General features: G+C 63.5%; 10 protein-coding genes. 9 read left to right on the plus strand and 1 reads right to left on the minus strand.

The window, feature by feature from the left end; translation table 11 throughout:
* The coding region (locus MUN85_RS02255) for a hypothetical protein (RefSeq protein WP_250505022.1) at window positions 1-196 on the minus strand (196 nt) is incomplete at its 3' end.
* Between the two features lie 618 nt (window positions 197-814).
* Here MUN85_RS02255 and rplJ point away from each other — a divergent pair.
* The 9 genes from rplJ (at window position 815) to tuf (ending at window position 14784) form a co-directional block, all read left to right on the plus strand.
* Window positions 815-1336 carry a 50S ribosomal protein L10 gene (gene rplJ, locus MUN85_RS02260; RefSeq protein ID WP_250505213.1) on the plus strand — a complete coding sequence of 174 codons (522 nt, stop codon included), beginning with the start codon at window positions 815-817 and terminating at the stop codon, window positions 1334-1336.
* A gap of 57 nt (window positions 1337-1393) precedes the next feature.
* Entirely contained in the window at window positions 1394-1789 is a 396-nt protein-coding gene (gene rplL, locus MUN85_RS02265) for a 50S ribosomal protein L7/L12 (protein ID WP_092562787.1), read from the plus strand.
* A 165-nt stretch (window positions 1790-1954) separates the two neighbouring features.
* Window positions 1955-2539, plus strand: a complete 585-nt coding sequence (locus tag MUN85_RS02270) for a hypothetical protein (protein WP_250505214.1) — start codon at window positions 1955-1957, stop codon at window positions 2537-2539.
* 134 nt (window positions 2540-2673) lie between these two features.
* Window positions 2674-6174 carry a DNA-directed RNA polymerase subunit beta gene (gene rpoB, locus MUN85_RS02275; RefSeq protein WP_250505215.1) on the plus strand — a complete coding sequence of 1167 codons (3501 nt, stop codon included), beginning with the start codon at window positions 2674-2676 and terminating at the stop codon, window positions 6172-6174.
* Window positions 6175-6260: 86 nt separating this feature from the next.
* The gene (locus MUN85_RS02280; RefSeq protein WP_250505216.1) at window positions 6261-10142 is read left to right on the plus strand and encodes a DNA-directed RNA polymerase subunit beta'; all 3882 of its coding nucleotides are present in this window, start codon (window positions 6261-6263) and stop codon (window positions 10140-10142) included.
* 309 nt (window positions 10143-10451) lie between these two features.
* Window positions 10452-10826, plus strand: a complete 375-nt coding sequence (rpsL, locus tag MUN85_RS02285) for a 30S ribosomal protein S12 (protein ID WP_092562797.1) — start codon at window positions 10452-10454, stop codon at window positions 10824-10826.
* Complete coding sequence (rpsG, locus tag MUN85_RS02290) at window positions 10826-11296, plus strand: 30S ribosomal protein S7 (RefSeq protein ID WP_092562801.1); 471 nt, start codon at window positions 10826-10828, stop codon at window positions 11294-11296. The genes rpsL and rpsG overlap by 1 nt, the downstream gene beginning before the upstream one ends.
* Before the next feature lie 44 nt (window positions 11297-11340).
* Complete coding sequence (gene fusA, locus MUN85_RS02295) at window positions 11341-13458, plus strand: elongation factor G (RefSeq protein ID WP_250505217.1); 2118 nt, start codon at window positions 11341-11343, stop codon at window positions 13456-13458.
* A 117-nt stretch (window positions 13459-13575) separates the two neighbouring features.
* The gene (tuf, locus tag MUN85_RS02300) at window positions 13576-14784 is read left to right on the plus strand and encodes an elongation factor Tu (RefSeq protein ID WP_250505218.1); all 1209 of its coding nucleotides are present in this window, start codon (window positions 13576-13578) and stop codon (window positions 14782-14784) included.
* The last annotated feature ends 527 nt before the right edge of the window (window positions 14785-15311 follow it).

Raw genomic sequence — 15311 nt, forward strand, 5'->3', positions numbered from 1 at the left:
AGGCGCGTTCGATGTTGCGTGCCGCGATCAACTTATGCAGCGCCTCCGGCAGGTCAACACCGTTCTCGACCGCTGCCGCGAGGATCCCAATCCCGAGATTCAATAGGCCTTCCGACACGACCGGAGCAGATCCTGCTGCGGGATGGCTGGTGGGCACATCAAGACCAGCCGCTTCGAACAGTGACGTCAGTTCCATGATGCGCCTCCCTCCCGCCAATCAGTGAGTGGATGATCTGTGCCTGCTGCGGGGTGCTGCAGGCGACTACCAGAAGGAAACCAAATGCCACAACCCCGAAAATCGAACACCCACCACAACGGGAATGCGAGAGGCGTCGGGAGGCGGGGTGTGGAGAACGACGGCCAGGCCAACAAACCCTCACCACAGAGCCACAAGGTCAACAGGCCGCAACAATCACACCCTCGCGCGCTGGTAGATAGGCTTGGGTACGAGGGTGCGTGCATATGAGGACGGGCCTGTAGCCGTCTGTTCGCGCAGGATGGTTGGGGAGCGAGGGGGTAGCCCGTGGCGGTGAGCGCGCAGAACTCTGTGAGATGGTGGCCTTGCCCGAGGTGGTCGATGTCACCCGTCGATGCGCGCCGCGCTACTTTACGTCTCGTCGCTCGCCTTGCTAGTGTTGTGGTTGCCGAAGACCGCCGGTCTTCCCGTCAGGGAAGCGAAGTCCGCAAGGAGCCCGCGTAGGTGGAAAGAGATACAGAGTTTTCTGTTGCCCTGTCCGCTTATGCGTGCAGGGTTTTTATTTTGCCCTCCTCGCTGCTTTGAGAAAGATCTGCGGCACCGATCGAAAGGAGGGCCATGGCGAGGCCTGATAAGGCAGCTGCCGTTGCCGAGATGGTGGAACTTTTCCGCTCCTCCAATGCGGTTGTGCTGACCGAGTACCGCGGACTGAAAGTGGAGCAGCTGAAAGAGCTGCGCCGTTCGCTTCGCGAGCACGCAACCTACGCCGTGGCGAAGAATACTCTCGCAGCCATCGCTGCCAAGGAAGCGGACATCGAAGGACTCGACGAGTACTTCGCTGGCCCGACCGCGGTGGCATTCGTATCCGGCGAGGTTCCGGATGCGGCCAAGGCGCTGCGTGATTTCGCCAAGGCGAACCCTCTGCTCGTGATCAAGGGCGCCTACATGGACGGCAAGGTTCTGCCGACCGAAGAGGTTTCCAAGCTCGCTGATCTCGAGTCCCGCGACGTCCTGCTGGCCAAGGCGGCTGGTGTCCTCAAGGCCACCATGTTCCAGGCTGCTTACGTCTTCAACGCACCCCTGTCCAAGGCGGTTCGTACTGTCGATGCCCTGCGCGACAAGCAGGCAGCCGACGCTTAAGTCGGCATTAACAACCCCCTGCTCGCGTAGCAGAAACTCTAAGGAAGGAAAGCCCCCATGGCTAAGCTCACCAACGAAGAGCTGCTCGATGCTTTCAAGGAAATGACCCTCATCGAGCTGTCCGAATTCGTCAAGCTGTTCGAGGAGACCTTCGAGGTCACCGCTGCTGCTCCGGTTGCCGCTGTGGCTGCCGGTGGCGCCCAGGCTGCTGGCGGCGACGCCGGCGCTGGCGAGGAAGAGAAGGATGAGTTCGACGTCATCCTCGAATCCGTCGGCGACAAGAAGATCCAGGTCATCAAGGCTGTTCGTGGCCTGACCTCCCTCGGCCTGAAGGAAGCCAAGGACCTCGTGGACTCCGCTCCGAAGCCGGTCCTGGAAGGCGCCAAGAAGGAAGACGCCGACAAGGCCAAGGAAGAGCTCGAGGCTGCCGGCGCGACCGTCACCCTCAAGTAACTCCTTGCAGGCGCTAGCCTGCTGAAGCGAGACGCTTACTCAAAGACCCGCTCATCCCTGGGGGTGAGCGGGTCTTTTGGGATCCGCGGGCGTCGTGAGATCGCTCGCAGCGAGCAGGAAAACATGGTCAAGGTATGGGGATCATCGAGGGTATGTAAGTCTTCCTTGCTCCGCGCCGCAGTCCTAGCAATCTCGGTTTCCACCGTTGGTGCACTGGCAGCCTGCACCGATTCGGAATCAACACAGTCGCCGACGAGCGCGTCGGCCGAGTCGGACAAGCTCTTCGAGCAGACCTACCAGAATCCCACGAAGGGCGGGGTAGAGGAGTATCTGTCGAAGAACCCCAAGATGTGGCTCTCACTCATTCCGTCGGAGCCTTACCCCACCTATGTCTCCTCGGTGGTCAACGGCGAAGATCTCACGGCGGACGTCAAGGTCAAGGACAACGAGGAAGTTGTCATCGTGCCAGTGTGTGCCGAGGAGGACTCGAAGTTCGCCCTGCTGGTCAACGGTAAGGAACAGGGCGAGGGCCCGTGCGGTTCGCCGACGTCGTCCTACCGGTTTGGCCCGATGCCGGTAACGCCAAGCTCGAGTTCACGTTCTCCAAGGAGACGCCATTCGAGGTGGCGATCTACACGCGCGAGCTGCCTAAGAAATAGCTCGGGGGCTCCCGGCGGCGGTAGTGTACCGCACGTGAGCAAGGCCATGAAGTCGACATCTAGACACGCGCGTAATTTGACCCTAATGTAGAGAGTTGCGCTTATCGTGTCCGAGGTGGACTGTGGTCCGGCATCCGTTTCCGCGCGCAGGATGTGGTTGGAACAGTACCAGGTAGGGGCCGATGACGCGCCAGTGCGCATGAGAACCGTAGGGAAGGACACCCTTTGGCTGCCTCGAGCACCCCATCGGCTGACGCCATTAAGAATCGTACGGCTTCGCGCCGTCAGTCATTCGCAAAAATCCACGAACCGCTGCAGGCCCCCGATCTTCTCGGGTTGCAGACCGAGAGCTTTGACTGGCTCCTCGGCTCGGAGGCTTGGCGGGAGCGGGTAGCTGCCGCAAAGAAGAGCGGCGACCGTCAGATCCCCGAGACCTCCGGCCTGGAGGAGATCTTCGCTGAGATCTCTCCGATCGAGGACCTCGGCCAGACTATGGAGCTGACGTTCAAGGAACACCACTTCTACGAGCCGAAGTACACGGTCGAGGAGTGCCGCGAAAAGTCCAAGACGTATGCGGCTCCGCTGTACGTCGTGGCCGAATTCATCAACCACGCCACCGACGAGATCAAGTCCCAGACGGTCTTCATGGGCGACTTCCCGCTCATGACCGACAAGGGCACCTTCATCATTAACGGCACCGAGCGTGTCGTCGTCTCCCAGCTTGTCCGTTCTCCGGGCGTCTACTTCGAGCGCAGCGAGGACCGCACCTCCGGTCGCGATATCTTCACCGCGAAGATCATCCCGTCGCGCGGCGCGTGGCTGGAATTCGAGATCGATAAGCGCGACGCCGTCGGTGTTCGTATCGATCGCAAGCGCAAGCAGTCCGTCACCCACTTCCTGCGGGCCCTTGGCATGACGACCGAGGAGATTCGCGAGGAGTTCGCGAACTACCCGGTCGTGCTGGAGACCCTGGAAAAGGACACCGTCACGACGCAGGATGAAGCGCTCGTTGACATCTACCGCAAGATTCGTCCCGGTGAGCCGCCGAGCGCGGACGCGGGCCGTAACCTGCTCAACAATTTCTACTTCACGGGCAAGCGCTACGACCTGGCGAAGGTCGGACGTTACAAGGTCAACAAGAAGCTTGGCCTGGACGCGGACCTGTCCGAGTCGGTCATGCGCGTGGAAGACGTCGTCGCGACGATCAAGTACCTCGCTGCGCTGCACGCCGGCCACGAAACGATGCCGGGCGTCAAGAAGGGCAAGGAGATCGAGGTTCGCGTCGAGACCGACGACATCGATCACTTCGGCAACCGCCGCATCCGCGCCGTCGGCGAGCTCATCCAGAACCAGGTTCGTACGGGCCTGGCTCGCATGGAGCGCGTCGTGCGTGAGCGCATGACCACGCAGGACGTCGAGGCGATTACCCCGCAGACGCTCATCAACATCCGCCCGGTGACGGCCGCGATCAAGGAGTTCTTCGGGACCTCGCAGCTCTCGCAGTTCATGGATCAGAACAACCCGCTCGCGGGCCTGACCCACAAGCGTCGTCTCTCGGCGCTCGGCCCGGGTGGCCTCTCGCGTGATCGCGCCGGCATGGAAGTGCGCGACGTGCACCCCTCCCACTACGGCCGCATGTGCCCGATCGAGACGCCGGAAGGCCCGAACATTGGTCTGATCGGTTCGCTCGCGACGTTCGCGCGCATCGATCCGTTCGGCTTTGTGGAGACCCCCTACCGCAAGGTCGAGGGCGGCAAGGTCACCGATAAGGTCGTCTACCTGACGGCCGACGACGAGGATCGTCACATCATCGCGCAGGCCAACGCCAAGCTCACCGACGATGGCCACTTCGAAGAGGATCACGTGCTGTGCCGCGTTTCCGGTGGCGAGCCGATCCTCGCGCCGATCGAGCAGGTCGACTACATGGACGTCTCCGCGCGCCAGATGGTCTCCGTCGCTACCGCGATGATTCCCTTCCTGGAGCACGACAACGCTAACCGCGCCCTCATGGGTGCGAACATGCAGCGTCAGGCCGTGCCGCTGGTCCGCCCGGTCGCCCCGCTCGTGGGTACCGGTATGGAGCGCCGCGCTGCCGTCGATGCCGGTGATGTTCTCATCGCCGAAGCGCCCGGCGTCGTCACCGAGGTTTCGGCCGATTCCGTCTACGTTGCGGAAGACTCCGGTAAGACCCGCGTCTACCGCGTGACGAAGTTTGCGCGCTCAAACCAGGGCAACGCCTACAACCAGCGCGTCGTCGTCTCCGAAGGCGATCGCCTGGAGGCGGGCTCGGTCATCGCTGATGGTCCGGCCACCGACGAGGGCGAGCTCTCGCTTGGCCAGAACTTGCTCGTGGCATTCATGAGCTGGGAAGGCTACAACTACGAGGACGCGATCATCCTGTCCCAGCGCGTCGTCTCCGAAGACCTCCTGACCTCGATCCACATTGAGGAGTACGAGGCCGAGGCGCGCGATTCGAAGCTGGGTCCGGAAGAGATCACGCGCGATCTGCCCAACGTCTCCGAAGACATGCTGGCCAACCTCGACGAGCGCGGCATCATCCGTATCGGCGCCGAGGTTTCCTCCGGCGATATCCTCGTCGGCAAAGTCACGCCCAAGGGCGAAACCGAGCTCACGAGCGAAGAGCGCCTGCTGCGCGCGATCTTCGGCGAAAAGGCTCGCGAAGTTCGCGACACCTCCACCCGCGTGCCGCACGGCGAGTCGGGCATCGTCATCGGGGTGCGTGAGTTCAACGTCGAAAACGGCGATGATCTCGGCCCCGAGGTGACGCAGAAGGTCGTCGTCTACATCGCTCAGCGCCGCAAGATCACCGACGGTGACAAGCTCGCTGGCCGTCACGGCAACAAGGGCGTCATCTCCAAGATCCTGCCCGTCGAGGACATGCCGTTCATGGAGGATGGCACGCCCGTCGACATCATCTTGAACCCGCTCGGTGTGCCCGGCCGAATGAACCTCGGCCAGGTCATGGAGCTGCACCTCGGATGGGTCGCCGCTAACGGCTGGGACATCACCGGGCTGAAGCAGGCCGGCGAAGAATGGGTCAACTCGCTTCCGGAAGAAGCACTGACGGGTGAGCCAGGCTCGCTCGTGGCCTCCCCGGTCTTCGACGGTATCCAGCGCCCCGAGCTCGAAGGGCTGCTCGCCAACGTCTACCCGAACCGCGACGGCGAACGCCTCGTGAACACGGATGGCAAGGCGCGCCTGTTCGATGGCCGCTCGGGCGAACCGTTCCCGGATCCGATCGCCGTCGGCTACATGTACATCCTGAAGCTGCATCACCTCGTCGACGACAAGATCCACGCGCGCGCCACCGGCCCGTACTCGATGATCACCCAGCAGCCGCTCGGCGGTAAGGCCCAGTTTGGCGGCCAGCGCTTCGGTGAGATGGAAGTGTGGGCGCTAGAAGCCTACGGTGCCGCTTACGCGCTGCAGGAGCTGCTGACGATTAAGTCCGATGACGTCACCGGTCGTGTGAAGGTCTACGAGGCGATCGTCAAGGGCGATAACATCCCCGAGCCCGGTATGCCGGAGTCCTTCCGCGTTCTCATCAAGGAAATGCGTTCCCTGTGCCTGAACGTGGAGGCGCTCGACGTCGATGGTAATGCCATCGAACTGCGCGAAACCGAAGACGACGACTTGCGCGCGACGGAGGAGCTGGGCATTGACCTCGGCCGCCGCCCCGATGGCGCGAGCTTCGACTCTCTGTAATAGGGCCGGCGCTGCCCGCCACGGCGGGCGGCGCGGTCACACCTTCGACACGGCTCTTATTAGAAATTTTGAGGAAGTAGGAAACCTTGCTCGACGTCAATGTCTTCGACTCGATCCACATTGGCCTCGCCACCGCCGACGACGTTCGTTCGTGGTCGCATGGCGAAGTGAAAAAGCCCGAAACCATTAACTACCGCACGCTCAAGCCGGAAAAGGACGGCCTGTTCTGCGAGAAGATCTTCGGTCCGACGCGCGACTGGGAATGTAACTGCGGTAAGTACAAGCGCGTCCGCTTCAAGGGCATCATCTGTGAGCGTTGCGGCGTGGAAATCACCCGCTCCAACGTTCGTCGTGAGCGCATGGCCCACATTGAGCTGGCGACGCCCGTCACCCACATCTGGTACTTCAAGGGCGTGCCCTCGCGCCTCGGCTACCTGCTGGACCTCGCGCCGAAGGACCTGGAAAAGGTCATCTACTTCGCCGCGTACATGGTCACGAAGGTCGACGAGGAGGGTCGTCACCAGGACCTGCCGGACCTGGAGGCCGAGATCTCGGTCGAGCGCAAGCAGATTGAGCAGCAGCGCGACGCGGACGTCGAGTACCGCCTGCGCAAGCTGGAAACCGATCTCGCCGCGCTCGAAGAGGCCGGCGCCAAGGCCGCGGACCTGGAAAAGGCTCGCAAGGGCGCTGACCGCGAGGTCAACAACCTGCGCCGCAACGCGGACAAGGAGCTCGATCGCCTCGAGCAGGTCTGGGACCGCTTCAAGAACCTGAAGGTCGGCGACCTGGAGGGCGATGAGTCGCTCTACCGCGAGATGCGTGCCCGCTACGGCATGTACTTCGAGGGCTCCAAGGGCGCTGCCGCGATCCAGGAGCGCCTGCGCAACTTTGACCTGAAGGGCGAGGCCGAGTCGCTGAAGGAAATCGCCGAGTCGGCCACCGGCCAGCGTCGCATCCGCGCGCTCAAGCGCCTGAAGGTCGTCAACGCATTCCTCACCACGGGCAACTCGCCCGAGGGCATGGTCCTGGACTGCGTCCCGGTCATCCCGCCGGATCTGCGCCCGATGGTTCAGCTCGACGGTGGCCGCTTCGCCACCTCGGACCTGAACGATCTCTACCGTCGCGTCATCAACCGCAACAACCGCCTCAAGCGACTGCTGGACCTGAACGCGCCGGAAATCATCGTCGACAACGAAAAACGCATGCTGCAGGAAGCCGTCGACGCGCTGTTCGATAACGGCCGCCGCGGCCGTCCCGTCACCGGACCGGGCAACCGTGCGCTGAAGTCGATCTCCGACATGCTCAAGGGTAAGCAGGGTCGCTTCCGCGGCAACCTGCTCGGTAAGCGCGTGGACTACTCGGGCCGCTCGGTTATCGTCGTCGGCCCGACGCTGAAGCTGCACCAGTGTGGCCTGCCCAAGGCCATGGCCCTGGAACTGTTCAAGCCGTTCGTCATGAAGCGCCTGGTGGACCTGCAGCACGCGCAGAACATCAAGGCCGCCAAGCGCATGGTCGAGCGCCAGCGCCCGCAGGTGTGGGATGTCCTGGAAGAGGTCATCCGCGAGCACCCCGTGCTGCTCAACCGCGCGCCCACGCTGCACCGCCTCGGCATTCAGGCCTTCGAGCCGCAGCTCGTGGAGGGTAAGGCCATCCAGCTGCACCCGCTCGTGTGTGGCGCCTTCAACGCCGACTTCGACGGTGACCAGATGGCGGTCCACCTGCCGTTGAGCCCCGAGGCGCAGGCCGAGGCCCGGATCCTCATGCTCTCGACGAACAACATCCTGAAGCCCTCGGACGGTCGCCCAGTGACCATGCCGTCGCAGGACATGATCATCGGGCTCTACCACCTGACGAACCTGCACGAGGACGCCGTGGGCACCGGCCGCGCGTTCGCTTCGCCGTCGGAGGCCATCATGGCGTTCGACGCGGGCGAGCTCGGTCTGGACGCGAAGGTGAAGATCCGCTTCACCTCCATCGTGCCCGGCCCCGACGTCGAGCTGCCCGAGGACTACGCCGCGGGCGAGCCCGTCGTCGTGGAAACGACGCTGGGCCGCACGATGTTCAACGAGGCGCTGCCCGTGGACTACCCGTTCGTCAACAAGATCGTGGACAAGAAGGTGCTCTCGGGCATCGTCAACGATCTGGCCGAGCGCTACCCGAAGGTCGAGGTTGCCGAGTCGCTGGATGCCCTGAAGGCCGCCGGCTACTACTGGGCCACCCGCTCCGGCACGACGATCGCGATTTCCGACGTCGTCGCGCCGCCGCAGAAGGCCGAGATCCTCGAGCGCTACGAAAAGATGGCCGAGGAGATCGAAGAATCCTTCCAGCAGGGCTTCCTGCACGACGCGGAACGTCGCGAGGAACTCATCAAGGTCTGGACGGAGGCGACCGATAAGGTAGCCGACGCGATGCGTGAAAACGTGCCCGAGTCCAACACCGTGAACCGGATGGTGACCTCCGGCGCTCGCGGTAACTGGATGCAGGTGCGTCAGATCGCCGGTATGCGTGGCCTCGTGGCCTCCCCGCGCGGCGAGATTATCCCGCGTCCGATTAAGTCGAACTACCTCGAGGGCCTGTCCGTCCTGGAGTACTTCATCGAGACGCACGGCGCGCGTAAGGGTAACGCCGATACCGCGCTGCGTACCGCCGACTCCGGCTACCTCACGCGTCGCCTCGTCGACGTCTCCCAGGACGTCATCGTGCGCGAGCATGACTGTGGCACCCGCGCCGGCCTCACGCTGCCGATCGCCGAGGTGCGCGAGGATGGCACGACGGTCCGCGCGGATCGCGTCGAGACCTCCGTCTACGCCCGCACCCTGGCCGCCGACGTGACCGACGCCGATGGCAAGGTGCTTGCCGCCGCCGGTGAGGACGTGGGCGACGTCATCATCGATCGCCTCGTGGCCGCCGGCATCACCGAGGTAAAGGTGCGCTCCGTGCTCACCTGCACCTCGCGCGTGGGCACCTGTGCGCTGTGCTACGGCCGCTCGCTGGCCTCCGGCAAGCTCGTCGATATCGGCGAAGCCGTCGGTATCATCTCGGCGCAGTCGATCGGTGAGCCCGGCACCCAGCTGACGATGCGTACCTTCCACACCGGTGGCGCCGCCTCCGCGGAAGACATCACGCAGGGTCTGCCGCGTGTCCAGGAGCTGTTCGAGGCCCGCACCCCCAAGGGTGAGGCCCCGATCTCCGAGGCCGCCGGCACCGTCAAGATCGAGGACCGCGACCGCGAACGGGTCATCGTTGTCACCCGCGACGACGGGGGAGAGGATCTGGAATACCCGATCGCCTCCCGCGCCAAGCTCATGGTGGAAGACGGCGGCCGCGTCGAGGTCGGTCAGCAGCTCGTGCACGGCGTCATCGACCCGAAGAACGTGCTGCGCGTCAAGGGCCCGCGGGCCGTGCAAAAGCACCTGGTGGACGAGGTCCAGGAGACCTACCGCTCCCAGGGCGTGGACATCCACGACAAGCACATCGAGGTCATCGTGCGCCAGATGCTGCGCCGCGTGACCGTGCTCGACGCCGGGGATACGAACCTGCTGCAGGGCGACCTCGTCGAGCAGGCCCGCTTCACCGACGAGAACCGCCGCGTCGTCGCCGAAGGTGGCCAGCCCGCCTCGGCACGTCCGGAGCTCATGGGTATCACCAAGGCCTCGCTCGCCACGGAATCCTGGCTCTCGGCCGCCTCCTTCCAGGAGACGACGAAGGTCCTGACCGAAGCGGCGATGTCCGGCAAGTCGGACCCGCTGCTCGGCCTGAAGGAAAACGTCATCATCGGTAAGCTCATCCCCGCCGGTACCGGCCTTGGCCGCTACCACAATGTGGATGTCGAGCCCACCGAGGAAGCCAAGGCGGAGGCGTTCAGCCGCCTCGGCCTGTCCGAGATCGACTTCGCGCCGGTATCGCGCGAACCGCTCAACCTGGACGATCTAGACTTCGGCGACGACTTCGACGTCGACTTCTCCTAGATCATCCGCGCTCGTGGCCGGTATCTTCGAACTGAGATACCGGCCACAGCCGTGCCCGCCGCCCGAACCTTCAAGGTGGCCGATACCACGCGGATTCACGTCGGTGCCCCTTTGACTCACGGATAAAGATCGCGCTAACCTGGTCGCTGGTGCCCGCACGCCGGGCCCCCGTGTGTGCTCCCCGCGATAAGCGGATTTCGAGCCAGATCGGGGCCAGCGGCGCGAGCCTGATTCGTTATCCGAATCCGCGCCGGCCGTAAGGCGGGCAAGAAACCAATTCAACTGTTAGAACTTCGAGACGGAGAAGTAGTGCCCACGATTCAGCAGCTGGTCCGCAAGGGCCGCAGCGTCAAGGCCGGGACCTCCAAGACGCCGGCCCTCAAGGGGAGCCCGCAGCGCCGTGGGGTGTGCACCCGTGTGTACACCACCACGCCCAAGAAGCCGAACTCGGCGCTGCGCAAGGTTGCTCGTGTGCGTCTTTCTAGTGGCATTGAGGTCACCGCATACATTCCAGGTGTCGGCCACAACCTGCAGGAACACTCCATCGTGCTCGTGCGCGGTGGCCGTGTGAAGGACCTTCCCGGTGTCCGTTACAAGATCGTGCGCGGCGCCCTTGATACCCAGGGTGTGCGCGATCGTCAGCAGGCTCGTTCCCGCTACGGCGCCAAGAAGGAGAAGAAGTAATGCCTCGTAAGGGTCCCGCGCCTAAGCGCCCCCTCGTTTCCGATCCGGTCTACGGCTCGCCGATTGTCTCCCAGCTCGTGAACTCGGTGCTGCTGGATGGCAAGAAGTCGACGGCCGAGCGCATCGTCTACGGTGCGCTGGAAGGCGTCCGTGAAAAGACGGACTCCGAGCCGACCGCCGTGCTCAAGCGCGCTCTGGACAACATCCGCCCGCAGCTGGAGGTTCGCTCCCGCCGCGTCGGTGGCGCCACCTACCAGGTGCCCGTCGAGGTCCGCTCCCTGCGTGCGACGACCCTCGCGATGCGTTGGCTCGTGGAATTCTCTCGGCAGCGCCGCGAGAACACGATGACCGAGCGCCTCATGAACGAAATTCTGGACGCCTCCAATGGCCTGGGTGCCGCGGTTAAGCGCCGCGAGGACATGCACCGCATGGCCGAAGCCAACAAGGCGTTCGCCCACTACCGCTGGTAAGCACCAGCTGGCTTGTGTCCGAACTTTAGGAAGAGAGACCACACGTGGCACTCGACGTGCTGACCGACCTGACCAAGGTCCGCAACATCGGCATCATGGCGCACATTGACGCCGGCAAGACCACCACCACCGAGCGCATCCTGTTCTACACGGGCATCAACTACAAGATTGGTGAAACCCACGACGGTGCGTCCACGATGGACTGGATGGAGCAGGAGCAGGAGCGCGGCATCACGATTACCTCGGCTGCCACCACCTGTTACTGGAAAGACCACCAGATCAACATCATCGACACCCCGGGACACGTCGACTTCACGGTCGAGGTAGAGCGCTCGCTGCGCGTCCTGGACGGTGCCGTTGCCGTCTTCGACGGCAAGGAAGGTGTGGAGCCGCAGTCCGAGACCGTGTGGCGCCAGGCCGATAAGTACAACGTGCCGCGCCTGTGCTTCATCAACAAGATGGACAAGCTCGGTGCCGACTTCTACTACTCGGTGCAGACGATTAAGGATCGCCTGAAGGCGACCCCGCTCGTTATGCAGATTCCGATCGGCGCCGAGTCGGACTTCCAGGGCGTTGTCGACCTGGTGGAGATGAAGGCGCTGTACTTCCCGGAGAAGGACGCCGACGGCAATGACTCGCTCGGCACCGTCATCGACGAGCGCGAGATCCCCGCGGAGCTTCAGGCGAAGGCCGAAGAGATGCGCGCCGAGCTCGTCGAGACCGTTGCTGAGGCCGACGAAGAGCTCATGGAGAAGTTCTTCGAAGACGGCGAACTCTCGATCGACGAGATCCGTCGCGGCGTACGCGCCCTGACGATCGCCGGCGATGCCTACCCGGTCTTCTGCGGTACCGCCTTCAAGAACAAGGGCGTGCAGCCCGTGCTCGACGCGGTCCTGTACTACCTGCCCTCCCCGCTGGAAGTTCCGGCGATTCAGGGTCACAAGCCCGGCGATGAAGATGTCACGATGGAGCGTAAGCCCAGCGAGGATGAGCCCTTCTCGGCGCTCGCCTTTAAAGTTGCTGCGCACCCGTTCTTCGGCAAGCTGACCTACGTGCGCGTCTACTCGGGCATTGCCCAGCAGGGCGCCCAGGTGCTCAACTCCACCAAGGGTAAGCGCGAGCGCGTCGGCAAGCTCTTCCAGATGCACTCCAACAAGGAAAACCCTGTTGAAGAGGCACACGCTGGCCACATTTACGCCTTCATTGGTCTGAAGGACACCACGACGGGTGACACGCTGTGCGCCCAGGATGCCCCGATCATCCTCGAGTCGATGACCTTCCCCGAGCCCGTGATCCACGTGGCGATCGAGCCCAAGACCAAGGGTGACCAGGAGAAGCTCGGCACGGCGATTCAGAAGCTGGCCGAAGAAGATCCGACCTTCACCGTCCGACTGGATGATGAGACCGGCCAGACCGTCATCGGCGGGATGGGCGAGCTCCACCTCGACGTCCTCGTTGACCGCATGCGTCGCGAGTTCAAGGTTGAGGCCAACGTCGGTAAGCCCCAGGTGGCCTACCGCGAAACCATCCGCCGCCCGGTGGAAAAGGTGGACTACACCCACAAGAAGCAGACCGGTGGTTCGGGCCAGTTCGCGAAGGTGCAGGTCACCTTCGAGCCGCTCGATACGTCCGAAGGCGAGACGTACGAGTTCAAGGACGCCATCACCGGTGGCCGCGTCCCGCGTGAATACATCCCGTCGGTGGACGCTGGCATCCAGGACGCCATGCAGCTCGGCGTACTTGCCGGATACCCGCTCGTGGGTATCAAGGCGACGCTGGTCGATGGCGCCTACCACGATGTCGACTCCTCGGAGATGGCATTCAAGATCGCTGGTTCCATGGTGCTGAAGGAAGGCGTTCGTCGCGCCGACCCGGTGCTGCTGGAACCGATGATGGCCGTCGAGGTACGTACGCCCGAAGAGTACATGGGCGACGTCATCGGCGACCTCAACTCCCGTCGTGGAATGATCCAGTCGATGGAGGACGCGACCGGCGTCAAGGTCGTTCGCGCCCTGGTGCCGCTGTCGAGCATGTTCGGTTACGTTGGTGACCTGCGTTCCAAGACGCAGGGGCGCGCAGTGTACTCGATGCAGTTCGATAGCTACGCCGAGGTTCCTCGGAACGTTGCCGAGGAAATCATTCAAAAGACCCGGGGCGAGTAGTCCCACCGGTCAACCGGAAGAAAAACAACCGACCAGTAGGACCTCTCCCCGCCAGCAGGTACACTGAAAACCTGCCATAGGCTGTGAGAAAACTACCCGAGTCCCAGGAGGACACCAGTGGCTAAGGCCAAGTTCGAGCGGACAAAGCCGCACGTTAACATCGGTACGATCGGTCACGTCGACCACGGTAAGACGACGCTGACCGCCGCCATCACCAAGGTGCTGGCTGACAAGTACCCGGATCTGAACGAGTTCCGCCCCTTCGACCAGGTCGACAACGCTCCCGAAGAGCGTCAGCGCGGCATCACCATCAACGTCTCCCACGTTGAGTACCAGACCGACAAGCGCCACTACGCGCACGTTGACGCCCCGGGGCACGCCGACTACATCAAGAACATGATCACCGGCGCCGCTCAGATGGACGGTGCGATCCTCGTGATCGCCGCCACCGACGGCATCATGGCCCAGACCCGCGAGCACGTTCTGCTCGCCCGCCAGGTGGGCGTGCCCTACCTGCTGGTCGCGCTGAACAAGACCGACCAGGCGATGGCCGAGTACGGCGACGACGCTGAGGACATGCTGGAGCTCATGGAGGAAGAAATCCGCGAGCTGCTCTCCTCGCAGGGCTTCGACGGCGACAACGCCCCGATCGTCCGCGTCTCCGCTCTGAAGGCCCTGGAAGGCGACTCCGAGTGGGTCGAGTCCGTTGCCACCCTCATGGAAGCCGTGGACGAGAACGTTCCGGAGCCCGTGCGTGACATGGACAAGCCGTTCCTCATGCCGATCGAAGACGTCTTCACCATCACCGGCCGCGGCACCGTTGTGACCGGCCGTGTCGAGCGTGGCAAGCTGCCGATCAACTCCGAAGTTGAGATCGTCGGTATCCGCGAGCCGCAGAAGACGACCGTCACCGGTATCGAGATGTTCCACAAGCAGATGGATGAGGCGTGGGCCGGCGAGAACTGTGGTCTCCTCCTGCGCGGCACCCGTCGCGAAGACGTGGAGCGTGGCCAGGTTGTCGTCAAGCCGGGTTCGATCACCCCGCACACCAACTTCGAGGCGCAGGTCTACATCCTGTCCAAGGATGAGGGCGGCCGCCACAACCCGTTCTACACGAACTACCGTCCGCAGTTCTACTTCCGCACCACGGACGTCACCGGCGTCATTTCGCTGCCCGAGGGCACCGAGATGGTCATGCCCGGCGACAACACCGAAATGACGGTCGAGCTCATTCAGCCGATCGCCATGGAAGAGGGCCTCGGCTTCGCCATCCGCGAGGGTGGCCGCACCGTTGGCTCCGGCCGCGTGACGAAGATCCTGAAGTAAGGCACCTGCTGAGCTTCTGATCTGACACGATCAGTCAAAGGGCCCGGTTCCGCAAGGAGCCGGGCCCTTTGCTATGCCCAGAGATTCCGGTGTGGCGGCTACAGCGGTGGTTCGGCGGGGGAGAGGGCTGCCTGACGGCGGTTCCTGACAGCGCGACACGCCCGAGCGCGGGGGCGTGGGCAGGCTCACGCCCCCATATGCCCCCTGCGGGTTTCACATCCGCGGCCACATGCGGTAATCTCGAACGGCCGGAACGCCTGGCGCCCATATGGGTTGCCGGCCAGAACGTACGCTGAATCACGCAGATGCGGGTTTACATGGTGCGGGAAGTTCTGGCAGACTAGTACGGTTGCTCGGATTCACGTCCGAGTGTGCAGACTTCGGGCGGGTGGTAAATCGCCCCCGTCCAACCAAGTAACCAACGACCCGGAACCTGCCGGAGCGTGGTCAAATGCGCTCATTGCGCACGCGACACGCCCGAGCGCGGGGGTCGGAGAAGTTGCGGTACGAGAGAGGTTAGACGACGC

This window comes from Bowdeniella massiliensis (assembly GCF_023634005.1).
Classification (GTDB): domain Bacteria; phylum Actinomycetota; class Actinomycetes; order Actinomycetales; family Actinomycetaceae; genus Bowdeniella; species Bowdeniella massiliensis.

Coding starts and splice junctions, on each gene's coding strand:
- rplL (WP_092562787.1), top strand. CDS start 1,394: ATGGCTAAGCTCACCAACGAAGAGCTGCTCGATGCTTTCAAGGAAATG.
- rplJ (WP_250505213.1), top strand. CDS start 815: ATGGCGAGGCCTGATAAGGCAGCTGCCGTTGCCGAGATGGTGGAACTT.
- rpsG (WP_092562801.1), top strand. CDS start 10,826: ATGCCTCGTAAGGGTCCCGCGCCTAAGCGCCCCCTCGTTTCCGATCCG.